We start from the raw sequence: 25,893 nt of genomic DNA, 5'->3' as shown, positions 1-25,893 counted from the left end.
GGCAAGTCTGATCACAAGCGTGATCACAACCCCAGTTCGCTGAGCCCCGGGTGATCGTCGGGTCGGCGGCCCAGCGGCCAATGAAATTTGCGATCGGCCTCCTTGATCGGCAGGTCGTTGATGCTCGCATAGCGATGATGCATCAGTCCATCCGGGCCGAACTCCCAGTTCTCGTTGCCGTAGGATCGAGACCAGTTACCGGAATCGTCATGGCTTTCGTAGGCGAAGCGCACGGCGATGCGGTTGCCCTCGAACGCCCACAACTCCTTGATCAAGCGATAGTCCAGTTCTCTTTTCCATTTGCGTTCCAGGAACGCGCGTGCCTCGTCGCGGTTGTTCGCAAATTCCGCCCGATTACGCCACTTCGTATCGAGCGAATAGGCACGTGCAACCCTTGCCGGATCGCGCGTGTTCCAGCCATCTTCGGCCAGGCGAACCTTCTGGATCGCGGTCTCGCGCGTGAAGGGCGGCAGCGGCGGTAGGACTTCTTGATCGGAAGACATGTGTTGCTCCTCGGCGCTCGGCCGCCCGGCAGGACCCGGCGGCGGGATTGGAAACCACGTAAGCTATGTAGGCAGATTCGACCACGGTGAGCCGTATTCGCTAATTAAAACGCGATCGATCGCTCAAGCAAAGTGCAAAAAATTATAAGCGCCGCGGCTTTTCGGTTCTTTCGAAACCGCACGGAATTTGTCGAAAAGGCACCGTTATCCAAGCGACCAGCTAACCAGCGGTGCTGCGTGCACCACTTAACCTTTATCAACCGGCGATACACAAGATGATCAATACACGCACCGCTGTCATGCTTTCCCAGTACAAAGCGTGGGCCGACCGACTGATGTTCGACGCTGTTGCGAATCTACCCGAAGTCGAATGGGATCGACCGCGGCAGACGCTGTTCAAAACGATGGTGGGCACCCTCAACCACAATTACGTGGTCGATCGCATCTGGCAAGCGCATCTCGAGGGGCGCGACCATGGCTACACCGCACGCAACCTTGTGCTTCATCCCAAACTGGCTGATCTGTGGCAAGCGCAGCAGACCATGAACGACTGGGTCATCGACTGGAGCGCGAAGCAGTCCGACCTCACATTGGACGAAGCCGTACCGTTCAAATTTATATCGGGCGAGCAAGCGGTCATGTCGCGCGGCGCGATATTCCTGCATTTGGTCAACCATGCAAGCTATCACCGAGGCTGGGTCGCTGAGATGTTTTTCCAGGTGCCGGCCAAGCCGCCTACGACCGATCTCCCCGTCTTTATGGTCAGTCTGGACAATTCAGTGCGCTAAGACGCTCGCACAGACGGTGCTGGATTTCCCGTCAGTCGATTGAAGCATGACGGCGGGAACCCACCCGTAGAGAAAAGGCTCTGGACCCGAAGCGCTAGACCCGGAGCTTTAGACTCAGAGTTCTAGCCGCGGAGCCCTGGACGCGGAACTCAAGACCCGGAGCTGTCGTACTAGAACTCGTGCTGCAAGTCCACGAACACGCCCGACTGACCATGGCCGGCCAGTGGCGCGTCGCCGGTACCCGGCTCGTTCGCGTTCAGCCCGAAAGCACCGTTCTTGCTATTGTGCAAAGTCGCGGCCTCCAGGGCAATCAAGGTACGCTTGGATAAACTGTACGTACCCGAAAGCGTGTACATGGTGGCCGACCCGCCGCCGTTGTTCGCGTTCACATGGTAGACCGCCGCAATCAACGCCACCTCAGGATTGATCCGATAAGTCGCACCTCCCCACTCGAGGTTGGTAGTCGACGGTGCACCCGCCGCAGCCTGCGGTGCATGCGAACCTTGATAGGCCGCTTGCAACGTGACGGGCCCGAGAAACACGTTCAAGCCCGCGAAGTATTCGCGCGAAGACGCGTACACATCGGTGAAACCGCCCGTGCTGTCGCGGATTTCGTCGTAAATCCCACGCACTTGAAACAGCACCGAGGTATAGGTCGCAGCAAAACCCGCACGTCGCCCATTCTGCGTACCCGGCGTGGTGTTGCCGTTGAAGTCCGTTGAGTTGCTTAGCCCATACACCCCTACCGCGTTAAAGCCACCCACCGTAGGCGTCTCATAGGTGATGCCGTTTTGCGAGCCGACCCAGTTACGCCCTCCCACCAGCGAGGCGGACGACCAGTTCGACTGGCCCAGTGGATCGAAATCCCAATCCATGTTCGATATCCAAAGCTCCTTGCCCAACAACAGCGTACCGTAGGTGTCGTTGGTAACACCGACGTCGGCGTACCGGCTGAAGGCGGTGCCAGCCGGTCCGGCGCTCGCGCCGTTCACGGTGTTTAGCCCATCCTCCAAGTGGAACGTCACTTTGGTGCCCCCGCCGATGTCCTCGACGCCTTTCATCCCGAACAGGCTGGTGCCCCAATCCCCGCTTTCGACGCGAAGCCGCGATTGCGCCGTTGTGGGACCGGTGGGCACACCCGACATGTACTCGATGCCGTTGTCCAGCCGCCCGTAAAGCGTAACGCTGCTCTGCGCGTATGCGCAGGCGCCCGCACTCATCAGCGCCGCTGCGAGTAGAGTCTTCTTCATCGTCTTCTCCATTCCTTAATTTTAATTTATTTATTTAGGTATACTTATTTATTGATTCTGTATCGGTTAATTGGTTTAATACTTCCCTCCTGGTTGTCCTGAACTACGTGTTACGAAATTTCGTGTTACGCAAAAGGCGGCGTTGCTTCGCCTGGTCCTGCGATATCGAGTAGAAGCCGGCCGATGGAGCCTCTATACGCTCGCCTCTACCGCTCTTCTACCACTCCGCCACACTGCCATCGCGATGTCGCCACAAGGGGTTGCGCCAGTCGGGTGCGTTGCGGCTGCGCTCGATAACGAGTGCTTCGTCGATTTCGACGCCTAGTCCTGGCTTGGTGAACGGCGCGATATAACCACCGTCCAGCGCAAAATCTTCCTTGTTCAACACATAGTCCAGCACCTCGCCGCCTTGGTTGTAGTGGATGCCCATGCTTTGTTCCTGGATAAAGGCATTCCAGGAGACGAAATCCACATGCAGACACGCAGCCAGCGCAAGGGGTCCCAGCGGGCAATGCGGCGCCAGCGCCACGTCATACGTTTCGGCCATCGCCGCAATCTTTACGCACTCGGTAATGCCGCCGGCATGTGACACATCAGGCTGCAGTATCGCGAGTCCACCCGCTTCCAGTACGCGCTTGAATTCAAAGCGGCTGTACATGCGCTCGCCCGCGGCAAGCGGGATATGCGTTTGTGCCGCGAGCCGCGCATAGTGCTCCGACTGCTCCGGTAGCACCGGCTCCTCGATAAACAGCGGACGATACGGCTCCAGCTCCTTGATCAGTACCTTTGCCATGGGCGCGGACACGCGGCCGTGAAAGTCGAGGCCGAACTCGATCTGGTCGCCGAACGCTGCGCGGATTTCTGCAACTTTGGCGACGGCGGCATCAACGGTACGGCTCGAATCGATCATGCCCATTTCTTCGCAACCGTTGAGCTTGAAGGTGTCAAAACCCAGCTCGACCCGAGCGCGAATATCGCGAATGATATCCGCGGGCCTGTCGCCCCCCACCCAACTGTAGGTTTTCATCCGGTCACGCACCAAGCCGCCCAGCAACTGGTACACGGGCACGCCCAGCGCCTTGCCCTTGATGTCCCACAAGGCCTGGTCGATGCCGGCAATGGCGCTCATCAAAATCGCGCCGCCGCGGTAAAAGCCCGCGCGGTACAGCATCTGCCACAGGTCGTTGATTCGACTCGGGTCCTTGCCGATCAGATCCTGTGCGCACTCCAGCACTGCCGCCTCGACGGTGCGGGCACGCCCTTCGATCACCGCTTCTCCCCAGCCTGTGATGCCTTCATCTGTTTCGATTTTCACGAATGCCCAGCGCGGCGGCAGACGATACGTTGTGATTTGGGTGATTTTCATCCTGTCCTTGCCATGATTCCGAATAAACGAATAACTAACGGCCGCCTTGTTGACGTCCTTCCCAAGCGTTTTTTGACTGCAACTTTGCGAGAGCGACCTTATGAGCCGCCGAAAGCCCTCACGCCTTTACTGCCTTACCTTTACTGCATGAGCCCTACCGCATTAGCACTACTGCTTTACCTTACTGTTTGACGATACGCATCGACGAATGCCTGCGCTTGTTGCTCGGTACGCGATACCGGTTGGCCGGGCTGGTATAAGTCGCCGCCGAGCCCGGCGCCTATACATCCCGCCGCGAGATAATCGGCCAAGGTGCCCGGCGTGACGCCACCCACGGCGAACACCGGCAAATCGGGCGGCAGGACGGCCTTGAGTGCACGGATATAGGCGGGGCCAAAAATACCCGCGGGAAAAACCTTGATGGCTTGCGCACCCGCGCGGATGGCGGCAAACGCCTCGCTGGGCGTGGCGCACCCAATAGCGCACAGCATGTCGTGTCCGCGCGCACGCCTAACCACCGCGGGGTCGGTGTTCGGGGTTACGATCAAACGGCATCGCAGCGCCGCCAGCTTATCCACCGCTTCGACGTCGAGCACCGTTCCGGCGCCGATGCACGCCTGCGTACCGAACTCGCGCACCAGGCGTTCAATGCTGACCAGGCTATTGGGCGAATTGAGCGGCACCTCGATCGCGTCGAAGCCAACCTCGATTAACTTGGCGACATGGGCAATCACTTCGTCAGGCGTGATGCCACGCAAAATAGCGATGAGCGGCAAGCGGGTCGGCCAAGTCATGGAAGTCCTTTATTCGTGGTAAAGCTGCGATCGACCGCCGTCGATCAAAATGTCGGTGGCGTTGATGAAGCGTGCTTCATCGCTGGCCAGGAACAAGGCCGTGTAGGCCACTTCGATGGGTTCGCCTATACGTTTGCACGGCAGCAAATCGGCTTGCCGACGTCGTTCACCATCAGGGTCGGCATCGCGCAAAAAATGGGCTTCGGCGGACGGTGTGAGAATCAGGCCCGGCGAGATCGAATTCACGCGTATCCCGTGCGCCGCATACTGGATACCCAATGCGCGCGTCAGGCCAATCACGCCGTGCTTGGCTACGGGATAGGGAAACGCGCCGGGAATAATCTTGTGTCCATGCACCGACGCGATATTGACGATGCTTCCGGCACCGCGCGCCAACATCTCCGGCAGCGCGGCCTGGCAGCAATGCCACGCGCCATCGAGGTCGACGTCCATGCAACGCCGCCAGTCCGTCGCGGAAAGCGTGAGCGGATCGCCGAACACGTTGACGCCGGCGTTGTTGATCAGAACGTCGAGTGCGCCGAATCGCTCCAGCGTGGCGGCTATCAGTTGACCGACCGCCGCCCGGTTGCTGACGTCAGCCTCGAAACACAACGCGCGATCGGCACCGATTTCGGCCTGCAGCGCGTAGGCTCGCTCGTCGCATTGGCTATCGTTGATCACAACGCATGCGCCCTGCTCGGCGAACAGACGCGCGGTCGCCGCGCCTATGCCTTGGGCCGCGCCCGTGATCACAGCGACCTTGCCCGCGAGTCTCATTGCGCACCCCGAGCTGATACGACGAAGCGAAAATTACGCGTCAGCGTTTCGCCTTCGCTCAACACCGTCAACCCATGTTGCGTAGCTTCTCCGGGGAGATTGCATGCGTTGATGGGGTGATCGACGGGCTCGAAACAAAAAAACGACTGCCCTGCCGGCGTGTAAAGCACGTAATGATCGGTATCGGACTCGAGCGTCACCGAAGGGGTGAACGGGCCGCCGTCGATGCGCGCAAGACCCGCCCATCCGCCAAACGCATGGTCGACACCGTCGGGCATGCCGCGCAACGTAGCAAAATCGACTGCGATGGGTAACGAGGCTTGAGCGACGGGCAGATGATCCGGACCGGATTCCCACCAATACTGTGCGGGTGCGTAAAGACGCGTGCGCGAGTTGCGTGGGAAAAATGGGTGCAGGCCCATCCCGAACGGGAGCGTCGCGCCCAGATTCTGGAGCGCAAGCGTGACCGTCAGTTGTTCACCGGTCAGCCGGTAGTCGAGCTGTGCGCGGTAACGATACGGCTTCCCGTCCTCATGCGAGTACGACAGCGACACAAGGTCTTGATCTTGTTCTATGAGTTGCCACGGTGCTCGCCAGCCATGTCCATGGATCGGCAGCGTTTCGGCGGCGCAGGTACGCGGGACTTCCACGGTACGCCCGTCGAACACGAATTGGCCACCGCCGATACGATTCGACCAGGGCACCAGCGGATAGCAGGCCAGAAGATTGGGATCGTGCTCACCGGCGTCTGCCGCGTGGGCGCGCAGCAAGGGTTGCGCTCCATCGGCACTGAGCGCATCGAGACGCGCCAACGCGCCGCCCAGCTCCGGAACGATCTCGGCGCGCAAACGGTCATTGGCGAGGATGAGTCTGGATATGGGGCTGCATGCGGGGCTGGGCATGGGTGTGGATTTTTTAAGCATCGAAGCGGCACTCCCGAAGACCGCGCACCCCGAGCCCGGTCACGCTGTAGACCAGCCCCGAGTCTTGCTCATCGTCCGGCATGTCGCGACGTGCGGATGTGACATACAAGGTATCGAATGCCGCGCCACCGAAGGCAACGCAGCTCGGCTGCCGGGCCGGCAAATCCAAAATTCTGTCGGTGCGACCATCCGGCGCGTAACGCATCACGCGGCTCGCACCCCATACCGCATTCCACAGGTAGCCCTCGGCATCCACGCACGAACCGTCGGGCACGCCGTGTTCGACTTCGACAAACACACGCGAGCGCCGCACCTGGCCATTCGCCGAGTCGTAGTCGCATGCCATGATGCGTCGTGCGGGCGAGTCGGCGTAGTAGAGCGTGCCGCCGTCCGGGCTGAAACATAGACTGTTGGCAATCGCCACCGAAGGTAAATCGAGCCGGCTTAATTGGCCTTGCGGCGTGTAGCGGTAGAAAGCACCGGGCACATGAAGTGCGCCATCGTTGGTGGTGCCGAAGATGAAATTGCCGGCGCGGTCGCAACGGCCGTCGTTGATGCGAGTCTGCGCAAGGTCCGGTTCGACGGGTACCCGTACTTCGAGTTTGTCGTGATTCGTGTCAAAGCGCGCTAGCTCCTTGCGCAGCCCCAGCAGCAGCACTCCCGGCGTGGTGGTCAAGGCGAAGGAACCCAAGGCCGACGGCAAGACCCAACTGCGCTCGCAGTTGCGCACGGGATCGTACTGCCATAAGGTCGCCGCGAAAATGTCGGTCCACCACAATACGCCGAGCACATCGTCCCAAACGATGCACTCGCTCAAATCATGACGCCGCTTCAGCAGTGGTTGCACCGATACCATTCGTTTTCCCTGAGGTCCGCTACGCCCGCTTACGGGCAGCGCACCAAAATGAACTCTTTAAATTCCCGACGGCAACGACAACAAAGGAGGTCCGTCCGCTACGTATTCCTTCTACTGGATCAATCCGCGCGCTTTCGCAATGCACATCGCGCCAAACCCTGCCAGATCGGCCTGCTGCTCGTCCGACGTGACGGTGACCGAGCCGGAAAAGAATTCGTCTGCCCGTGCCAGAATGGCCAATGCTTCGCGCAACAACGGTTTTCCGGCGATCACGAACTTTGTGTTCGCGTTTATATGAATAGCACTACTATTTTTTAACGTGACGAGATCGGAACCGAGCACGGCGCCCAATAGATAATTGGCACGAGCGTTGCGATCGTGACTCGTGAACCGATCCAGAATCCGGACCGTAAAGCACGCACGCGCGAGACCCACCCGCGCGGCGGACCGTGCGCCGGCGAGCAGCATATCCGGGGCTAGCGTATCGGCAAATTCCCCGCTCAGGGTATCGGTCAACAGGGTGTTGTGCGTGATGACATCGAGCAACTCTCCGGCAATCGTCGTGATGCAACCGGCGATGCGCTGCGCGCCATCCACATGAACGAATTTCGAGTGCGAGCCGGGTAGCATGATGACCGCAGGTTCGCGCAATGCCAGACGATCGATCAACGCGATCGCCTCGGTCTCCTCGCCGCGCATCATGTCCATCGCTTCGCAATTGTGCAATCCCACATCTTCCACCGGGTTACGCACTCCGGGCACAAACCAGATGTCTTGCGGACATACGTCGGCAATCGATACTCGCGCCATGCCTTGCGCAAGGGCTTCCCGGCCAGCCGGGGCGACGAGATGAGGTAACTCGTGCAGACCAAGGTTGGAGGTAATCATGCCGGAAGCTAGGACGCAATCCATCGCGTTCAACGTGAGACCGACTTCCGCCACAGCCGCCTGCATGGCATCGCGAATCCCGGCGATCAAACGGGCGGTGGTGCCAGTGATCGCGGTATCGCGCACGCCGATCTCGCGACTCGCGTGGCCGAGCGGCGCATTGCCGCGCCACACGGTCACCCGTGTGTTGGTCGTGCCCGTATCGATAGTCAAGATGTTCATGCGTGTAGTGGCTTTAAATAGATTTGCATCAGTCGAATTTGCGTCGGATATTTGCGTCCGATGAGTTAGTGCACGCGCTTGCTGCGACGGAATTGGTCGAACAAAACAGCAAGCAACAGAATGCCGCCCCGGATCAGATACTGATAGAACGTCGGCACATTGACGAGGCTCATCGCGTCTTGCACCGAGCCCATCAGCAGCACACCGACGAGCACGCCCGATATGGTCGCAACGCCACCGGTCAACGACACGCCTCCGAGCACACACGCACTGATCACGCCGAGCTCCAGGCCAACCGAAGTCTTCGGGTCGCCAAGGCTCATGCGCGAAGCCAGCATCACACCGGCAAAGCCTGTGACCAGCCCCTGCAGCACAAACACGGTGATCTTGATGCGCGTGACCGGCAAGCCCGCAAGTAGCGCCGCTTCACCATTCCCGCCCACCGCGAGCACGTTCTTGCCGAATATGGTTTTCTTGAGCAGGAAGCCGAACACGACAAAGCCAACGATGTTCGACCAGATCGGGAAGCTGATGCCCAGAAACGACCCGCCGCCGAGATCGAAGAAGCGTTCCTCCGAAATCATCACTGCGTCGCCGTTCGAGGTGATATAAGCGAGGCCCCGCACCACCTCCATCATTGCCAGCGTAACGATCAGCGAGTTGACCTTGAAGCGAGCGATCAGCACACCGTTGACCAATCCGACCGCGCCGCCCGCAAGCACACCGGCCGTAACACCAAGCACCACACTATGCGTCGACGTGATCACGGTGGACGCGACGACCCCCGCAAACGCCACAATCGAGGCAACCGACAGGTCGACTTCCCCCAACGCCAGCACGAACATCATGGTCACCGAAATCGATCCGATCAGCGTGACTGAAAGCAGCAGGCCTTGAATATTGCGCGTACTGAGGAACTCCGGCACGCTCAGCGAGAGTGCCACGAACAGGATCAGGAACACCACCACGATGCCCGACTTGTTGATCAGTTCCCAAGTCCGCGCGGCGCGTCCGCGTGCATCCGCGCGACGTGCTCCGGCGTTGGGGGTGGTCGGCTCGTTGGCCGACGGCGTGCTAAGTTTTTGCATAATCTCTTTCTTCATCCATTCGTGTGCCTATCGGCACCCGGTTGCGCTCGCTCATTCGCTCGGCTACTCAATGCGGCAGCGCCAGCTTGATTAACTGATCCGGCGTGGCCTGCGCCTTCGGCAGGTCGCCAACCAGGCGCCCTTCTTTCATCACCAGCACGCGATCGGCCACACCTATGACCTCGGAGAGATCGCTAGACACCACGATGATCGTGCGGCCCGCCTCGGCCAGGTCATACAGCAACCCATATATCTCCGCTCGCGCGCCAACGTCGATGCCGCGCGTCGGTTCGTCCATCAAGAACACGTCGATGCACTCGGCAAGCCAGCGCGACAAGATGACCTTCTGCTGGTTGCCTCCCGAGAGCGTGCCTATCGGCGTTTCGGCGTTGCGCGTCTTGATCGAAAGCTTGTCGATATAGTCGCTCGCCAACTCGCGCTCACGGCGCGCGTTCAGCACGAAACCCGCGAGACTGAAGTGTCGCCTGGCGCTGATGTTCAGGTTGTCGGCAACCGAAGCGATCGCGACTATCCCTTCCCGCTTGCGGTCCTCAGGGCACAATGCAACCCCCGCGCGCACGGCATCGCGCGGCGTGGCAAAGCTGACCGGAACGCCGTTGAGCTCCACTTGCCCGCTACTAGGCTGCACCGCACCGTAGATCAGCTTCATCAATTCGGAGCGCCCCGCGCCCACCAGGCCGAAGAAGCCTACGATCTCGCCCCTCCTGGCGCTGAACGAAACCGGCGCAGACAAGCCCGGTCCCATCAACGCCTTGACTTCAAGCTGCGTTGCGCCGATCTCGCGGGGGCGATAGCCGTACACATCGGCAATCGATCGCCCCACCATGCAACTGATCAGCTCGTCGCGTCCGAGATTGTCGACCGACTCGAAGGTCTTGATACAGCGCCCGTCACGAAATACCGTAACGCGATCGCACAACTCGTACACCTCGTCCATCCTGTGCGTCACGTAGATAATGGCGCGGCCTTGCGCCTGCAACGCGCGAATGATCTTGAACAACTGCTCGGCTTCGCGCGACGACAGCGAGCTGGTCGGCTCATCAAAGGCGATCACGCGTGCGTCGCGCATCAACGCCTTGCCGATCTCGATCATTTGCCGCTGCCCTAGCGACAGATTCTTGACTTGCGTGGCGGGGTCGATCTTTTCGCCAAGCCGGTCCAGTGTTTCGATCGCGCGGGCCACCATGGCTTTCTCGTCGAGCAAGCCGAAGCGGTTCGGCAGCTGCCCGAGCATCAGGTTTTCCGCCACCGTCAACTCAGGCACCAAATGCAGTTCCTGATAGATGATCGCGATACCCGCTTCGATCGCCGCTTTGGTGGTCGCGAATTTCTGTGCGACCCCTTTGAGCAGCAACGACCCCGATTCGGCTTGGTTCACGCCGGACAGCACTTTGAGCAGCGTCGATTTGCCGGCGCCGTTTTCGCCCATCAGCCCATGAACCTCGCCGCGCCGCACACCGAACGAGACGCTATCGAGCGCGAGAACGCCGGGGAAGCGCACCGAGATGGCGTCGAGTTGCAGATACGCATCGGCGGCAGTGTCATGCGCCTGCGCGGCGTCGGACACCTCGGTTCCACTTGTGAGGTTCATCGCGTTCGTCTCGCTCATGCCATCAAATACCGAGTTCCTGGCGCAGTTCCACCCAGTTGCTGCGCACCATCAGCTTGCCCGTGGTTTGCGTATCGGCGGGTGGCTGCTTGCCATCCCTGATCCAGTCGACGAGATTTTCGGTGCTCTGCTTGCCGTGGTTGGTCGAGCTCACCGCGATGGTGCCGTAGAAACCAGTCGGCTCTTTTTTCTGGAACTCGGCGAAGGCTTCACCGGCGCCGTTGATACCCACGCCGATCACGTCCTGCGCGGCAATATGCAACTGTTCCGTGGCGCGCACGGCGCCGAGCACGCTTTCTTCATTGAGCGCGTAGATCACCCATTTCTTGATGTTGGGGTGTTGCGAAAGAACCGGCGACACGGCATTGAAGCCACCTTCGTCGTCCGTGGTCTTCTGCGGCGCGTTAAAGACGTTGTCCTTTTTGAAACCGTTGGCCAAAAGCGTGGCGGTCGCACCGTCGGTACGCAGCTTGGCAGTCGGCAGTTCGTAGTCGGTGATTTGCAGCGCGCCCACTTCATCCGGATTCCAGCCACGACGTTTCATCTCGTCGGCAATCGACTGACCCACTTGGTTGCCGATCTTGTACGCGGACATCCCCAGGTGCGGCACATTGGCCAGCGGTTTGCCACTGGAATCGACCAACTGGTCGTCGACCGTGACGAACTTCATGCCATAGCGCTTCGCACGAGCCTGGATAGCCGGTCCGAGACGCACGTCGGGTGCGCAGATCACGAAGCCTTTGGCACCTTGAGCGCCGAGGTTATCGATTGCCGAAAGCACCTTCTCGCCGTCGGGCGTGCCGATATTCACAACCGAAAACCCTTCCTTCTGCCCCAGGGCGGTCGCGCCCTTTTCCTCGTTGATGAACCATGCCTGCTCAGGCATCTTCACCAGAAAGCCGACTTTCAACGGTTCGGCGGCGTGTGCCGAAATCTGTGCCATGAACGGCACGGCCAGCAGTGCACTGGCGATGGTGGAAAGGGTAAGGCGTCGAAGCTTGTTGTTCATTTGTCGTCTCCTTGATATGGCCGTTATCGACCTGTTTTATATAACGCGTGAGTTGGACCCGTTAGGGAAACTCGATGAAACGCTCAGTCCAGAAATGCTGCTACCTCCTGCCGATTGCCGAGCAAAAAAGCGTCGGCGACATGCCGCATCGGTCGGACATCGACATCTTGCTGACCGTTGCGTATCAACTCGTGGAATCGTTCATACAGCGATGGGTATTCGCGCTCCGGCCCCAGCTGTACGGCGCGCCCGGCCACGCTCAAGCGCTTTCCGCCTTCGGACAGGTGCAGCATGCCGCCGCTGCACTCGACACGAATCTCCCATTGCTCGACAGGACCATGGCGCCAGTCGAATACGGCGTTGACCATGGCAAGGCCGCGCTCGTCAACGAATTTCAGGTCTGCGGCGATGGGTGCCTGTTTGTTTGCCGGCACCCAAAGCGTCGCGCTGCGCAGAAAAATTTCGCTCGGCAAGATACGCGTGACGATGGACAGCGCATTGATGCCCGGGTCGAACACACCGAGCCCACCGGGTTCCCAGATCCATTGCTGGCCTGGGTGCCAGCGACGCACATCTTCTCTCCAGCGCACTTCGACCGTGTGCACGGTATGTTCGGCTAACCACGCCCGCGCCACTTCCACCGCCGGCGCATGGCGCGAGTGCCAGGTCGCAAACAGCGTGCGGCCGGCAGCGGCCGCGAGATCGGTGAGCACGGCAACCTCGCTCAAGCTGGCGCCCGGCGGCTTTTCGAGCATCACGTGCTTGCCCGCGGCGAGCGCGGCGCGCGCCTGTTCGAAGCGGACTTGCGGCGTCGCGCACAACGAGACGGCATCCAGCGTCGGTTCGGCGTCTAGCATCGCTTCGATGCTGGTGTAGTTGCGCACCCCATCGACTTTCGAATTCGGGCTCGCACACGCGACCAGCGTGTAGCCATCGAGTGCGGCGATCGCCGGCAAATGCTGGTCGCGAGCGATCTTGCCGACTCCCACCACGCCGATTGATAGCGGTTTGTTCATACTGACTAGCGACCCCAACGCAATGCGAGCGGATTTGCAGCGCGCGCCAATTCTAATAGTTCGGTACGCGTTGCCGCGCCTAATTTTTCAAGCGGATGCCGCACGGCATCGCTTTTGATCACGCCACCTTCCATCATCACGGTCTTGGCTGCGCGCAGACCGCACTGGCGATTCTCGAAGTTGATCAGCGGCAGAATGGACGCGTAGCGTTGCTGCGCCTCGCGGCGCTCTCCGGCGCGGTATGCATCGAGCACGAGGCGTATCAGGTCGGGCAAAAGTGCGCTGGACATCGTACCCGTGGCGCCGGCATCGAGGTCGGGCATCAAGGTAATGGCCTCTTCGCCGTCGAACGGTCCCTCTATGGCATCGCCCCCGGCCGCAATCAATGCACGCAGTTTGCCTGCGGCAGCGGGGACTTCGATCTTGAAGTAGCGCACCAGCGGCAACTCGCGGGCGAGCCGGACGAGGAACGGCACACTGAGCGTCACGCCGCTCAACGGTGCGTCCTGAATCATGATGGGCACTCCCACCGCTTGCGCCACGCTGGCGAAGTGCTCGAACATCGCGTTCTCATCAACGCGCAGCGTTGCGCCGTGATACGGCGGCATCAGCATCAGCATGCTTGCGCCAGCGGCCACGGCACGCTGCGCACGCTCGCTGGCGATACGCGTGCTGAAGTGGCTGCAGGTCACCATCACGGGAACGCGGCCGGCAACGTGCGACAGACAAACGTCGATCAGCGTGTCGCGCTCTGCATCGGTCAGGACGAACTGCTCCGAGTAATTGGCCAGGATGCAAATCCCGTCGACGCGCTGGTCGATCATGCAATCCATCACGCGGCGTTGACCTTCCAGATCCAGATCGCCTGCCTCGGTAAACGGGGTCGGCGCGACTGGAAAAAGCCCTGAGTAGCGAGGTTGGGGCGTAGCTCCCATTGCAGTGCGTTCCTTTTGTATGACAAATTCAATAGTCAAACTATATTCGGTGTGTATAGGGCGAAGAATAGTGGTTTCCCCGTATTCCACGTATAAATAGTCATGTTATTAATGAGTGCCCGCGCTGATTAACTTGCCTTCAATTTCCTTTGAAAGTCTGTGCCATCGGGCAGTTTGCGAATTCATCCGCGTGCACGCTGTAATGGATCGTAAAAAAAGTCTGACTAACACCGCAGCGTCGGCAGCGCGAGAAACCCACATAGCATGACTATTAAACGCTAGATCTGAACGGAACAAGATGACACAAAGCACTTCCAAACTGCGCTCGGCGCAATGGTTCGGCACGGCCGACAAGAATGGCTTCATGCACCGAAGCTGGATGAAAAACCAGGGCATTCCGGACCATGAGTTCGAAGGCAAGCCCATCATCGGTATCTGCAACACATGGTCTGAGCTCACGCCCTGCAACGCACACTTTCGCAAGCTGGCCGACCATGTGAAGCGCGGCGTGCTCGAAGCGGGCGGCTTTCCGGTCGAATTCCCGGTCTTCTCCAACGGCGAGTCGAACCTGCGCCCGACCGCGATGTTCACGCGCAACCTTGCCAGCATGGATGTAGAGGAATCGATACGCGGCAATCCGATCGACGCCGTCGTGCTACTGGTCGGCTGCGACAAAACCACCCCGGCACTGTTGATGGGTGCCGCCAGTTGCGACGTACCTGCAATCGTCGTCAGCGGCGGCCCGATGCTTAACGGCAAACATCGCGGCCTCGACATCGGCTCCGGCACGGCGGTCTGGCGGCTGAGCGAAGAAGTAAAGGCGGGCAAGATCAGCGTGCACGAGTTCATGTCGGCGGAGTCCGGCATGTCGCGCTCGGCCGGCACCTGCAACACCATGGGTACCGCTTCGACCATGGCCTGCATGGCCGAAGCACTGGGCGTGACCTTGCCGCATAACGCCGCGATTCCCGCAGTCGATGCACGCCGCTATGTGCTCGCCCATATGTCCGGGATGCGCATCGTGCAGATGGCCCACGAGGACCTCAAGCTCTCGAAAATTTTGACGCGCGCGGCATTCGAGAACGCGATCCGCGTCAATGCCGCGATCGGCGGCTCGACCAATGCGGCGATACACCTGAAGGCGATCGCCGGGCGTATCGGTGTCGAGCTGGAACTCGACGACTGGACTCGCGTGGGTCGCGGCACGCCAACGCTGGTCGACCTGCAGCCTTCGGGCCGCTTCCTGATGGAGGAATTTTATTATGCGGGCGGCTTGCCGGCCGTGCTGCGCCGCCTGGGTGAAGCGGGTCTGCTCCCTCATCCGCAAGCGCTCACGGTCAACGGCCAGTCGCTCTGGGACAACAACCGCGAGGCGCCGATTTATAACGACGAAGTGATACGTCCGCTCGCCCATCCCTTGATCGACGACGGCGGCCTATGCGTAGTGCGAGGTAATCTTGCGCCGAGTGGTGCGGTGATCAAGCCGTCGGCGGCCACGCCGGCATTGTTGCGCCACCGTGGTCAGGCCGTCGTGTTCGAAAACCTGGAGCACTACAAGGCGCGTATCGTCGATCCCGATCTGGAGGTCACGGCGGACTCAGTAATGGTGTTGAAAAATTGCGGTCCGAAGGGCTACCCTGGCATGGCCGAAGTCGGCAACATGGGTTTGCCACCCAAGCTGCTTGCGCAGGGCGTAACGGATATGGTGCGCGTGTCGGACGCTCGGATGAGCGGCACGGCATACGGCACGGTGGTGTTGCACGTCGCACCGGAAGCCCGCGCCGGAGGCCCGCTGGCCGTAGTACGGGACGGCGACTGGATCGAGCTCGATGCGCTGGCCGGTCGCCTGCAGCTCGATATTCCCGACGCGGAGCTAAAGGCCCGGCTGGCCGACTGGGCCGAGAACCAACGGCCCCTGGCCGCCGACTCCAGCGGTTACCGCAAGCTGTATGTCGAGCATGTGCTGCAGGCGGATCAAGGGTGCGACTTTGATTTTCTCGTCGGTTGCCGCGGCTCGGAAGTCCCCAGCCACTCGCATTGACGCGATAGAACGTGGAGCCTGCGCTACGGAGCGCTCCACCTACAGCTCTTACGGCTCAGCGGACATGGTCAGCTCGCGAAGACTGTCCGCGTCGGCGCGTGCGCTTTCCAGTTGAACCAGGCTGGCCTGGCGCGCGCCGAGCGGATCGCGGCTCTGAATCGCGGTCAGGATAGCCTTGTGACGAGGCAGCGACAGCGCGTGCGCATTGGGATGGCTGTTAGTCAGCTTGATCGACTCCGACAGCGCGAGCGACATCATGTTGCCGATATACGCGAGTAGATCGTTATGTGTCGCGGCCATGATCTCGCGATGGAACTGCAAGTCGGGCTCCAGCAGCGCCTCCGGTGTAGCGGCGCTTTCCATTTTCCGATATGCCGTCTCGATGCGGCGCACGTCGTCGTCCGTGGCCAAGCTCGCGGCAAGCGCTGCCGCCGCCGGTTCGATGATGCGGCGCACCGTCAGCACCGAGCGGAAAAAATCGTGCTCCGGAACCTGGCTCATGGTCCAGTAGAGCACATCGGGATCGAGCATATGCCAGTCGACGCGCGGGCGCACGATGCTGCCCACGCGCGGCTTGGAGATGACCAGCCCTTTCGCGACCAGCACGCGCGTCGCTTCCCGCAGCACGGGACGGCTTACGCCATAGGTTGCGCATAAACCCGCCTCGGCAGGCAGCCGTTCGCCCGGCGCTAACTTGCCGCTGACGATGTCGATACCAAGATCCTGCACGATGCGGCTGTGCATGCTCTTGCCTTGATGCGGATGGCGATAGTTCATTATTCGCGGGCAATTGACAGGTTAACTTGGTCTATATTGTATGACTATATCGACCGAGCTTACAGTGCAAAATGCCGCGAGATGAGAGCCTTAGTCGTTCTCGTCCACGTAATGCCCGAACTTGGCTCGTTTGGTGAGCACATAGCGCTCGTTTTCTTCGCGCATCGGGATCACGAGGGCAACCCGTTCGCACACCGGAATGCCATGTTTGGCGAGGGTGCCGAACTTCGCTGGGTTGTTGCTCATCAGCCGCACGGAGGTGACCTTGAGCATGCGCAAGATCGCCGCCGCGGAATCGTATTCGCGCGAATCGTCCGGCAGGCCCAGGTCGAGATTGGCTTCCACCGTGTCGCGGCCTTGCTCTTGAAGCGCGTAGGCGAGGATCTTGTTGCTCAGCCCTATGCCGCGCCCCTCATGGCCACGCAAGTACAGCAGCACACCGCGACCTTCCGCAGCGATATAACGTAGCGCGAGATCCAACTGTTCGCCGCAGTCGCAACGGTATGAACCGAGCACATCCCCGGTCAGGCATTCGGAGTGCAAACGGGTGAGGACCGACTTCTGGTCGGCAACATCGCCCATTACCAGCGCGAGGTGTTCGGCGCCGCCGTCGACCACGCGAAACACATGAGCCGTGAATGCCCCATATTTGGTGGGCAACGTGGCAACAGCTTGCAGAACAACGCACTCGCCGGTGGTATTGCCGTCCTCATTCGACGGATCGCAAGACGTAGTCATATTTATAAGCAGATTCCCGCTCGAGACGGGATAAAGAAAGTAAGCGGAATGCTTCGATCACTATAGAGCAAATTTGAGAACCGCACCGCCCGTGGCCCCGCGCTCAGTCAGGGGACTGTGCCACAAGGCGCATCACATAGCGCTGGAACGCCTGGACGGCAGCCGCGCGCTCGTGCCGGCGATAGGCCATCGCCACTTCCGAGGACACCGGTTTGCCGGTGATGGGCCGAAATTCGACGCCCGGCAACGTTACGCACAAGGCCAGCGTGCGGGGCACGATGGCTACATCCCCGCCCAATGAAACGTGCGCCAGCACGGCAGACAACGGCCCGGGTCGAGCCGTGACCGTCGGTACAAAGCGGCCCCGGCGAGCCACTTCGAAGGTGCCGAACTCTTGCTCCGGCACCACAAACGTCTGGTCGCGCAGTTGCGACGGCGACACTTCTTGCAACGCGGCGAGCTTCGAATCGGCGGGTATCGCGGCGATAAACGTGTCCCGATAGACCGTGATGGCTCGAATGCTCTCCGGGTAGTGCATCGGCGGGCGCAAGTAGGCAACGTCCAACTGCCCGTCGATCAGCATCGACGTGATGCGCTCCATCACAACTTCGTGGATGCCGATTTCAATGCGCGGATGGCTCTTCTTGAAGCCGCGGATCGTATGCTGCAGCACCCCGGCGTACGCCGCCGACGAAATAAAGCCCACCTCGATCCTGCCCAGTTCGCCCCGCTCGGCCAGCACAGCCAGCTCTTCGCCACGCGACAAATGTTCGAACGCCGTGAGCACCTCGGCGAGATAGGCGCTGCCCGCCGCCGTCAATGCGACCGTGCGCTTGGTCCGAAGAAACAGGCGCACACCGAGAAGCTGCTCCGCTTGCTGGATCAATTTGGTCAACGACGGCGCCGCGATGCCCAATTCCTCGGCCGCTCGCGAGAAGTGCAAGTGCTTGGCAACGCTGATGAAACAGCGCATGTGACGAAGTTCCAGCGTCGGCATGGTATTGACAAAAAAGCTAATTATTTAGTGATTCTATGTCAATGACGGACATATAGGTGAGACGTTATCATGGTTTACCTGAGCATCAACCCAAGATGGACCTGAATATTTGCGGGAGACAAGCATGCAGCACGACACGTCGATCGAACGGCCGCCTCATACCGAAGCCAACGCCGAAGCTAACGCCGACGCCGATGCCCACGCGCCGACGCCGCCGACCCCACTGAGCCGCAGCGCCGCAAACTTTGTCCTGGCGACGGCCTCGGCCACGTGCGCACTGATCATCCTCGACACGAATGTCGTCGCCGTTTCGCTACCTTCGATTGCCCGTTCGTTTCATGCCAGCTTTGCCGACGTCGAATGGGTGGTGAGCGCCTACATGGTGGCGTTTGCGTCCTGCCTGCTGCCGGCCGGCGGCCTGGCCGATCGGCTCGGTCGCAAGAAAATGCTGCTGCTCGGGCTCGCCGTGTTCTTTCTGGCTTCGCTGGGCTGCGCTATCGCACCGTCCGTGTTGTTCTTGAATATTTCGCGTGCGGTGAAAGGCGTGGGTGCGGCACTGCTGCTCACGTCCGCGCTCGCCGTAATCGCCAACACGTTCCACGAGGGCGCGCCGCGCGCTCGCGCCTGGGCTATCTGGGGCATGTGCATGGGCCTCGCCACCACGATTGCACCTTTGATTGGCGGCGTGATCACGCAATGGCTGGGCTGGCGGTGGATCTTCCTGCTGAATCTGCCAGTGTGCATTGCGCTGGTCGTAGCCGTGCACTACTCGATACGCGAGTCTCGCAATCCGCATGCGGGACCGACCGATGTAGCCGGCAGTACCTTGTTTGGACTCGCGCTGGCAATTGGCATTTGGGCGCTGATCGGCACCCAATCGGATGGCTGGACCAGTTGGGCGACGGCCGCGCGATTCGCCGCCAGTGTGGTTCTGTTGATCGCGTTCCTGTCGTTGGAGCGCGTTCGCGCGCACGCCATGATCGACCTGTCGTTATTCAAGCAACGTCGTTTCGTGGCTGCCGTGCTGGCGATGTTCGGCTACGCAGCATGCGCGCAGGTGATGATGACGTTCCTGCCGCTTTATTTGCAGAACGCGTTCGGATTTTCCGCCATCGCCGCCGGTGTCGGCATGCTGCCTTTCGCCATCTGCATGATCCTGGGGCCGCGCCTGGGCGCGGTGCTCTCGCAGCGTTTCTCCAGCACTGCGCTGCTGGTGCTCGGACTCGCCTTGATTGCGGTCGGCAATCTGTTGACGGCGTTCGTGGCGCAGGATGCGCGTTTTGTGCTGATCGCGTTCGCCACTTGTGTGACCGGCCTGGGTGCCGGCGTGCTCAACGGCGATACTCAAAAGGCCATCATGGCATGCGTGCCTGCGCACCGCACAGGGATGGCCTCGGGTATCAGCACAACGACCCGCTTCACTGCGATCGTGATGTCGGTTGGCGTGCTTGGCGCAGCGCTTGCCGCGCGTACCCGCACTACGCTCGAGCCTAGCTTGCTCTCTATGCCGGGGGTGCATGAACATGTCGACCCCGATTTCATGTCCAGGGTCTTGGCGGGCGACGCGGCGCAAGCGGTGAGCAGTATTCCGCAGGATCTGCGCGCGGCGGTCCTGGCGGTAGCACGCGAGAGTTTTGCCAGCGGTTTCGCGTCGGCGCTGTGTATCGCGGGGATAGTCGCAGCGTGCGCGGCGTTGGGTGTGTGGATGCTCGCCGGTCGTGCTTATGGTCGCGCGAGCACGGCCGCGGCGTCGACGCCATCAGCTCGATAGACGCTGGAAGCACCGCGCTGCCCCGACGTATGCCCCCCGCTAATATTGCAGATCAGGATCCACACGGTTTGTGACCTCACGGCCCGCCAACAAGCTCCTGACGTTTGAGCCGAATATAGCCAGCCCGGCGTCGACGTAACCCACAGGAGAGTCACAGGAAATGTGTGGCGTGACGATGAGGTGTGGAGCGTCCCAGACAGGAGAAGATTCGGGAAGCGGCTCCTGATCGAACACATCGGCGACAGCGCCCGACAGCCGCTTCTCCTCGAGCATCCGAATCAATGCGGCAGTGTCGATGACGCCGCCTCTGGCCATATTCAGGATCCCAGCGCCCTGCTTGAGCAAAGCAAGCCGATCTTCAGAAAAGAGGTTCCGCGTCGCAATCGTCAATGGGCAAGCAAGGGCGACGAAATCGGCATACGGCAATACCTCCTCCAAACGCTCTTGGGCGACGACTTCATCAAAATCGCTATGCTCGTTTCCTGACCTGTTGACCCCGATCACGCGCATTTGCAAGCTCTTTGCAGCACCCGCGATCGCGCCACCGATGCCGCCGGTGCCAACGACAACCACGGTCTTGCCGAGAATTGGCGTCGTAAATTCGGGTTTCCATATGCGCGCACGCTTTGCATCCGCCAAGACTGGCATGCGCGTATTGAGCATGAGCAGAGACATCAACGCATACTCTCGCGCTTTCACTGCATGAATGCCACGGCTATTCGTGAGCACGGCGCCCACCGGCAACCAATCCAGAGGCATGTAGCGCTCGACGCCGGCATTGATGCAATGAACGAGTTTCAGATTGCGCGCATGCTGCAAAATGGCCGCGGTGTTGAAACGGGGCGCCACGATAAAATCCGAGATCGCCAAGGCTTTCACATCCGGCGTCGCATGCCAACCCATTGTAATGTTCAGCGGCGCATCAACGTCGCGCAAGCAGGCTTCGACTTGTTCCTTGGCAATGGCGCGATGCTCGTCAGTCGTGTAGTTCTCGACATATATGCTCAAAGGCCGGTTTGACATTTTCTTTGCACTCTTTGGATCAAAATCGGTTGAGTGACATGAGTGACATGAGTGAGCGCTTGAGTACAAAGTGCGCTCAGTCCCGAATGATCCGGTGATATTTGCGGTCATAGTAAATCAGAATTCCCGAGCGCGTATTGGCCTGAATCTCGCTGACTTCGCAAACGAGAATGTCGTGCGTCCCGACCGGCACCTGGCTGACCACCTTGCAATCGATCGAGACGATCGCCCCAGCCAGAAGCGGCGGCCGACCGTTGCGCGCTAGCCATTCGCCGTGCTCAAAGCGTGCGGCCATCGGCTGCTTGCTAGAAAAGGCGCTCGATATCTCATGCTGCTCCGCGCTCAGTGTATTGATGCAGAGAACACCGTTCGCCTTCATCGCGGCGTAAGCGGACGAAGTCCTGTTGATGCAAACGAGAACGCTGGGCGGTGTATCCGTTACGCTGCAGACGGCCGACGCCGTGAAGCCCGCGCGGCCACCTTCGCCATCCGTCGTGACGACGTGGACTGCCGCCCCCAATTGCGCCATCGCGTCGCGAAACGCGCCCAGCGATACTTCCTTCGTGTTCATGTCAGTCAGCATAAGAAGGCTCTTCCTTATCGAGAATCCGTTTCATCTCCTCGAAGTGCGCCATCGAAAAATCCACGATGCCTTCCCAGTCGCGCGCCGTCTTCTCGGCCACTTCGGTAGAGAGGAGATTCAAGGGCTGTCCCGTTGAATAGGCCAACGTGAGGATCTGGCAAGCGCGCTCAAGCGTGTACATGTCGTCGAACGCTTCGCCCACGGTCGATGCGGTCACCAGGACACCGTGATTGCACATCATCAGGCGCGACTTGTCGCCGAGCGCTTCGACCAGACGCGCGCCCTCGGCCGCGGTATCCGCCATGCCACCGAACGCGGTGTCGAGCGCGACCCGATTGAAGTAGCGCGCGGTATTCTGCTCGATCGGCTTGATCTGCGGATCCTTCAAACAAGCAATGGCCGTTGCATAGACCGGATGCAGATGCAGCGCGACCCTCACGTGCGGTGCACGCCGGTGAATTTGTCCGTGAATCGCCCATGCGGTGGGGTCAACGTCGGTGTGCCCGGCCAGCTCTTCGCCGTCGTCGGCATCGAGGAGCAGCAGGTCACTCGCCTTGATCTGCGAAAAGTGCTGCCACTTGCGATTCATCAGGAATTTTCGACCATCGGCCGACACTGCCGCACTGAAATGATTGGCGACCGCCTCGTGCATTCCCAGGCGTGCAAAACAGCGAAATGCGGCCGCGAGATCGATTCGAAGCTGATGTTCATCCATTTAACAAAAACTCTCTACGTTGAAGTGATTGGAGGGCTTCCCGTGCATGGAATGTCATGCCGCCGCGGCGCTCTTGCCACGCGGATGCACGTGCTGAAGCACGAGAAACAGTATGGTGACCACGACCAGCATGACCGTCGACGCCGCCGCGAGGGTTGGATTGACCTGCAGCAGGATGTCGTCCCAGAGTTGCTTGGGAAGTGTCGTCTTGATGCCGCCGCCGATGAACAATGCCACCGTCAACTCCTCGAACGACGTTAGGAAGCCGATCACGAACCCCGCGACCAGTCCGTTCCTAATCGACGGCAGAGTAATGCGCCGCAGCACTTGCAGGCGATTCGCGCCTAGTGTGCCGGCCGCATGATCGAGCGCCCAATCGTGGCCTTTGAACGTCGTGAGTAGGATCACGAACACAATGGGCATGGCGATCAACACGTGTCCGATGATGATGCCTAGGTTGGTCGCGACGAGCGAGATGTGCGCACACAGAAAGAACAGGGCGACTGCGGTGATGATGGACGGGATGATCATCGGCAGGAGAAACAGCAAGAAGAGCGCGCCCGTTGCGCGTGTCTTCGAGCGTACGATGCCGAGCGCTGCTAGCGTCGTGATTGCAGTCGTGACGAGTGCGGTCACCAGCCCGATGCCGAACGACCGCACTGTCGCGCCTATCCATAGCGGCGATTCGAAGTAGGCTTCGAACCAGCGCAAGCTGAAGCCTTTGGGCGGGAACGAAAGGAAGGTGTCAGCCGTAAACGCCATCGGTACGATCGCGACGATGGGAAAGAGGAGCACGAAAATCACCGCGCACGAATACACGGCGAGCGGGCTCACACGCGTGACTGGCCGCACATGACGATCGTAGACACCGAGCACATGCGAGAACACGAGGCCAAGACCATTGACGATTCGATTGCCGAAGCGCCGCAGATGACGGTGATGCGATGAACGCACTGCGTGACGATCGTCGGCGAGCGAGGACATGCCGAAGATCAAGTTGTAGATAAAGCAGCTCACGAGCGCCGTGCTCACCAGTACCACCGACAGCGCACTTCCCAGCTGCCAGTTCTGCAATTCGTTGATCTGGACGATGATCAATTGCCCCAACATCATCTCGTGCGGGCTGCCGAGTAGCGTGGGCGTGATAAAGAAGCCAAGCGCGCCGATAAACACCAGCAGGCCTGCTGCGGCAACACCACGCATCGACGAGACGAAGAAGATCCGCCAGAAAACCTGCGCGCGGTCGCCGCCGAGCGTGGCGGCGGCCAACGACATGCGCCGGTCGATCTGGTTCATCACCGGCAACATCGTTACCACGGCAAGGGGCAACAGGGTATGGCTGATCGCGAAGATCACGACTGGGCGATTGAAGAGCAGCCGGTCGCCACCGGAAAAGCCCAGGGCGTGCATGACGTCCGCCACGAAGCCGTTGCGTCCAAGCAGGACGAGCCACGCGAAACTCTTGACGAGCGTGCTGGTCCAGAACGCCAGCAGCACTAGCAGGGCTACCGCTTGTTGCCGGCGTTTGGGCAGGCCGGACAACCAGTAAGCGAGCGGATAGCCGAACACAAGACAGTAGCCCGTGGTTTGCAGGGCAATCGAAAAGGTGGTTTGTAGCACCTGCCGATAGACGCTGGGGCCGAAGAACCGCGCGAACGCCGACAGGGAGAATGCGCCCGTGCCGTTTTGAATCACGGATAGCGAGAGCAGCCTGAGCGATGGATAGACGAGAAACGCGAGCAGGAACAGCACGCCCGGCAACGTCAGCCAAAGCGGCCCAAGCGTAATTCCGCGGGATCGCGATGGCGTTTCGCCAGTACTCACCACCGATGCATTCATCGCGAATCCCGGGCGTGACGGTTCGTCGGCCTCGCCAGGCCGAGATTCTCGCGCAGTGTCTGGCCGCTGTACTCCTTGCGAAAACGCCCCCGCCGCTGCAATTCGGGAATGACGAGTTTGACGAAGTCGGTCATATCGTTCGGCAGCACATGAAAGGCCAGCATGAAACCGTCCGCGGCCCGGGTGTCGATCCATTCCTCCATATGATCCACGATCTGCTCGGGCGTGCCGCACAAGGTCACCTTGCCGCGTTCATAGCTTGAGTAAAGCTGCCGCAGCGTCAGCTTCTGTTCGCGGATCATGGTCGCGATCTGGTTGAAGTAGGCCTGATGCAGGTTGGCCTTCTGCGGAATCATGTGCTCGGGGATCGGTTCGTCGAGCGGGAAGTTCGTGAGGTCGAGTTCCAGGTCCGCGCCAAGACGCATGCGGCCGACGTCCGGGTGTATCAGGCTCTGCAACTCGCGATACTTGTCTTGCGCTTCGGCCTCGCTGCTGCCCACCATGACCGACAATCCCGCCAGGACCTTCATTTCCTCCGGCGCGCGCCCAAACGCAGGCATGCGACCCTTGAGATCGGCATAGAAGCGCTGCGACTTCTCAAGTGTCGGGTCGGAGGAGAACACCACTTCGGCCGTTTCGGCGGCGAACGACTTGCCGTCTTCCGACGATCCCGCCTGGATGATCACAGGCCGGCCCTGCGGCGCGCGCTTGATGTTGAGGCCGCCGTATACGGTGAAGAACTTGCCCTGGTGATCCGTGGTGTGGAACTTCTCCGGCTCGAAGACCTTACACTGCGCCTTGTCGCCGACAAACGCGTCGTCCTCCCAGGTATCCCAGAGCTTCGATACGACGTCGAAGAATTCCCTCGCCCGTTCGTAACGCTGGTCATGCGGCGGCAGCTTGTCGAGCCCGAAGTTTCTCGCCGCGTAGTCGTTCGCGGACGTCACCACGTTCCATCCGGCACGTCCGTGCGACAGGTGATCGAGCGACGCAAACTGGCGCGCCAGATTATACGGCTCGTAGAAACTCGTCGAAGCCGTCGCGCCCAAGCCGATGTGCGTCGTCGATCCCGATAGCGCCGAGAGCAGCGTGATCGGCTCGAAGCAATTCATGAACAGCGGATAGCGCGTGTAGACGTTGAGTTTCTCGGTGCGCGCGGCGGGCGTATCGGCGATGAAGAACAAATCCAGCAGACCCGTTTCGGCGAGCGTAGCGAGACGGCGATAGTAGTCGATGTTGGTCGACGCATCGCGGGGTGCCTCCGATTGCAGCCACGATGCCGGATGAGAGCCCGTGGCATGCACGAGCACGCCGAGGGCCATGTGTTGGTCAGCCATGATGCGCAGTCTCCTTGGGGTAAGTCA

The 25,893-nt window shown here is 60.4% G+C and carries 24 protein-coding genes; 3 read left to right on the top strand and 21 right to left on the bottom strand.

The window, feature by feature from the left end; genetic code table 11:
- Positions 1-23 precede the first annotated feature (23 nt).
- Positions 24-503 (bottom strand): nuclear transport factor 2 family protein, encoded by a 480-nt coding sequence (locus GSQ77_RS24750; RefSeq protein ID WP_158905763.1) that lies wholly within the window; start codon positions 501-503, stop codon positions 24-26.
- Positions 504-778: 275 nt separating this feature from the next.
- Here GSQ77_RS24750 and GSQ77_RS24745 point away from each other — a divergent pair, with 275 nt between their 5' ends.
- Positions 779-1,291, top strand: coding sequence for a DinB family protein (locus GSQ77_RS24745; RefSeq protein ID WP_158905761.1), 513 nt, complete (start codon positions 779-781; stop codon positions 1,289-1,291).
- Positions 1,292-1,461: 170 nt separating this feature from the next.
- On the opposite strand, the gene GSQ77_RS24740 is transcribed toward GSQ77_RS24745, so the two are convergent.
- From GSQ77_RS24740 to GSQ77_RS24685, 12 genes are all read right to left on the bottom strand, one after another.
- The gene (locus GSQ77_RS24740; RefSeq protein ID WP_158905759.1) at positions 1,462-2,541 is read right to left on the bottom strand and encodes a porin; all 1,080 of its coding nucleotides are present in this window, start codon (positions 2,539-2,541) and stop codon (positions 1,462-1,464) included.
- A gap of 217 nt (positions 2,542-2,758) precedes the next feature.
- Complete coding sequence (gene dgoD, locus GSQ77_RS24735) at positions 2,759-3,907, bottom strand: galactonate dehydratase (RefSeq protein ID WP_158905757.1); 1,149 nt, start codon at positions 3,905-3,907, stop codon at positions 2,759-2,761.
- 176 nt (positions 3,908-4,083) lie between these two features.
- Positions 4,084-4,701 carry a 2-dehydro-3-deoxy-6-phosphogalactonate aldolase gene (locus GSQ77_RS24730; protein ID WP_158905755.1) on the bottom strand — a complete coding sequence of 206 codons (618 nt, stop codon included), beginning with the start codon at positions 4,699-4,701 and terminating at the stop codon, positions 4,084-4,086.
- Positions 4,702-4,710: 9 nt separating this feature from the next.
- A complete protein-coding gene (locus GSQ77_RS24725) occupies positions 4,711-5,478 on the bottom strand; it encodes an SDR family oxidoreductase (RefSeq protein ID WP_158905753.1) in 768 nt (255 codons plus the stop codon).
- Positions 5,475-6,401, bottom strand: coding sequence for an aldose 1-epimerase (locus GSQ77_RS24720; protein ID WP_254067771.1), 927 nt, complete (start codon positions 6,399-6,401; stop codon positions 5,475-5,477). The genes GSQ77_RS24725 and GSQ77_RS24720 overlap by 4 nt, the downstream gene beginning before the upstream one ends.
- The gene (locus GSQ77_RS24715; protein WP_158905751.1) at positions 6,394-7,257 is read right to left on the bottom strand and encodes an SMP-30/gluconolactonase/LRE family protein; all 864 of its coding nucleotides are present in this window, start codon (positions 7,255-7,257) and stop codon (positions 6,394-6,396) included. Before GSQ77_RS24715 ends, GSQ77_RS24720 begins: the two co-directional genes overlap by 8 nt.
- A 111-nt stretch (positions 7,258-7,368) precedes the next feature.
- Complete coding sequence (locus tag GSQ77_RS24710; RefSeq protein WP_158905749.1) at positions 7,369-8,367, bottom strand: 2-dehydro-3-deoxygalactonokinase; 999 nt, start codon at positions 8,365-8,367, stop codon at positions 7,369-7,371.
- Positions 8,368-8,432: 65 nt separating this feature from the next.
- Positions 8,433-9,455, bottom strand: a complete 1,023-nt coding sequence (araH, locus tag GSQ77_RS24705) for an L-arabinose ABC transporter permease AraH (protein WP_158905747.1) — start codon at positions 9,453-9,455, stop codon at positions 8,433-8,435.
- 67 nt (positions 9,456-9,522) lie between these two features.
- The gene (gene araG / locus GSQ77_RS24700) at positions 9,523-11,067 is read right to left on the bottom strand and encodes an L-arabinose ABC transporter ATP-binding protein AraG (RefSeq protein WP_254067833.1); all 1,545 of its coding nucleotides are present in this window, start codon (positions 11,065-11,067) and stop codon (positions 9,523-9,525) included.
- A gap of 22 nt (positions 11,068-11,089) precedes the next feature.
- Positions 11,090-12,094 (bottom strand): arabinose ABC transporter substrate-binding protein, encoded by a 1,005-nt coding sequence (locus tag GSQ77_RS24695; RefSeq protein WP_158905743.1) that lies wholly within the window; start codon positions 12,092-12,094, stop codon positions 11,090-11,092.
- Between the two features lie 83 nt (positions 12,095-12,177).
- On the bottom strand, positions 12,178-13,110 hold the full coding sequence (locus GSQ77_RS24690; protein ID WP_158905741.1) for a Gfo/Idh/MocA family protein: 933 nt from the start codon (positions 13,108-13,110) through the stop codon (positions 12,178-12,180).
- 5 nt (positions 13,111-13,115) lie between these two features.
- Positions 13,116-14,045, bottom strand: a complete 930-nt coding sequence (locus tag GSQ77_RS24685) for a dihydrodipicolinate synthase family protein (RefSeq protein ID WP_158905739.1) — start codon at positions 14,043-14,045, stop codon at positions 13,116-13,118.
- A 298-nt stretch (positions 14,046-14,343) separates the two neighbouring features.
- Here GSQ77_RS24685 and GSQ77_RS24680 point away from each other — a divergent pair, with 298 nt between their 5' ends.
- Positions 14,344-16,086, top strand: a complete 1,743-nt coding sequence (locus GSQ77_RS24680; RefSeq protein ID WP_158905737.1) for an IlvD/Edd family dehydratase — start codon at positions 14,344-14,346, stop codon at positions 16,084-16,086.
- 48 nt (positions 16,087-16,134) lie between these two features.
- Here the strand turns inward: GSQ77_RS24680 and GSQ77_RS24675 are convergent, their stop codons facing one another.
- The 3 genes from GSQ77_RS24675 to GSQ77_RS24665 form a co-directional block, all read right to left on the bottom strand.
- On the bottom strand, positions 16,135-16,863 hold the full coding sequence (locus GSQ77_RS24675; protein ID WP_158905735.1) for a FadR/GntR family transcriptional regulator: 729 nt from the start codon (positions 16,861-16,863) through the stop codon (positions 16,135-16,137).
- Positions 16,864-16,953: 90 nt separating this feature from the next.
- Positions 16,954-17,601, bottom strand: coding sequence for a GTP cyclohydrolase II (ribA, locus tag GSQ77_RS24670; RefSeq protein WP_158905733.1), 648 nt, complete (start codon positions 17,599-17,601; stop codon positions 16,954-16,956).
- A 103-nt stretch (positions 17,602-17,704) separates the two neighbouring features.
- Complete coding sequence (locus tag GSQ77_RS24665; RefSeq protein WP_158905731.1) at positions 17,705-18,598, bottom strand: LysR family transcriptional regulator; 894 nt, start codon at positions 18,596-18,598, stop codon at positions 17,705-17,707.
- A gap of 124 nt (positions 18,599-18,722) precedes the next feature.
- Here GSQ77_RS24665 and GSQ77_RS24660 point away from each other — a divergent pair, with 124 nt between their 5' ends.
- Positions 18,723-20,369: an MFS transporter gene (locus GSQ77_RS24660; RefSeq protein ID WP_158905729.1), complete on the top strand. Its 1,647-nt coding sequence runs from the start codon at positions 18,723-18,725 to the stop codon at positions 20,367-20,369.
- A gap of 39 nt (positions 20,370-20,408) precedes the next feature.
- Here the strand turns inward: GSQ77_RS24660 and GSQ77_RS24655 are convergent, their stop codons facing one another.
- The 5 genes from GSQ77_RS24655 to GSQ77_RS24635 are packed head-to-tail and all read right to left on the bottom strand — an operon-like array spanning position 20,409 to position 25,851.
- The gene (locus tag GSQ77_RS24655) at positions 20,409-21,503 is read right to left on the bottom strand and encodes a D-2-hydroxyacid dehydrogenase (RefSeq protein ID WP_158905727.1); all 1,095 of its coding nucleotides are present in this window, start codon (positions 21,501-21,503) and stop codon (positions 20,409-20,411) included.
- The gene (locus tag GSQ77_RS24650) at positions 21,469-21,975 is read right to left on the bottom strand and encodes a flavin reductase (RefSeq protein ID WP_158905725.1); all 507 of its coding nucleotides are present in this window, start codon (positions 21,973-21,975) and stop codon (positions 21,469-21,471) included. The genes GSQ77_RS24655 and GSQ77_RS24650 overlap by 35 nt, the downstream gene beginning before the upstream one ends.
- Positions 21,965-22,690, bottom strand: coding sequence for a class II aldolase and adducin N-terminal domain-containing protein (locus GSQ77_RS24645; protein ID WP_158905723.1), 726 nt, complete (start codon positions 22,688-22,690; stop codon positions 21,965-21,967). The genes GSQ77_RS24650 and GSQ77_RS24645 overlap by 11 nt, the downstream gene beginning before the upstream one ends.
- 54 nt (positions 22,691-22,744) lie before the next feature.
- Positions 22,745-24,529, bottom strand: a complete 1,785-nt coding sequence (locus tag GSQ77_RS24640; RefSeq protein WP_158905721.1) for an ABC transporter permease subunit — start codon at positions 24,527-24,529, stop codon at positions 22,745-22,747.
- Positions 24,526-25,851: an LLM class flavin-dependent oxidoreductase gene (locus GSQ77_RS24635; protein ID WP_158905719.1), complete on the bottom strand. Its 1,326-nt coding sequence runs from the start codon at positions 25,849-25,851 to the stop codon at positions 24,526-24,528. Before GSQ77_RS24635 ends, GSQ77_RS24640 begins: the two co-directional genes overlap by 4 nt.
- Positions 25,852-25,893: the final 42 nt, after the last annotated feature.

The sequence above is a fragment of the Burkholderia sp. L27(2015) genome, from assembly GCF_009765705.1.
Lineage (GTDB): Bacteria > Pseudomonadota > Gammaproteobacteria > Burkholderiales > Burkholderiaceae > LMUX01.
The sequence above is the reverse complement of the archived record's forward strand: the minus strand, read 5'-3'. Positions and strand labels throughout refer to the sequence as shown.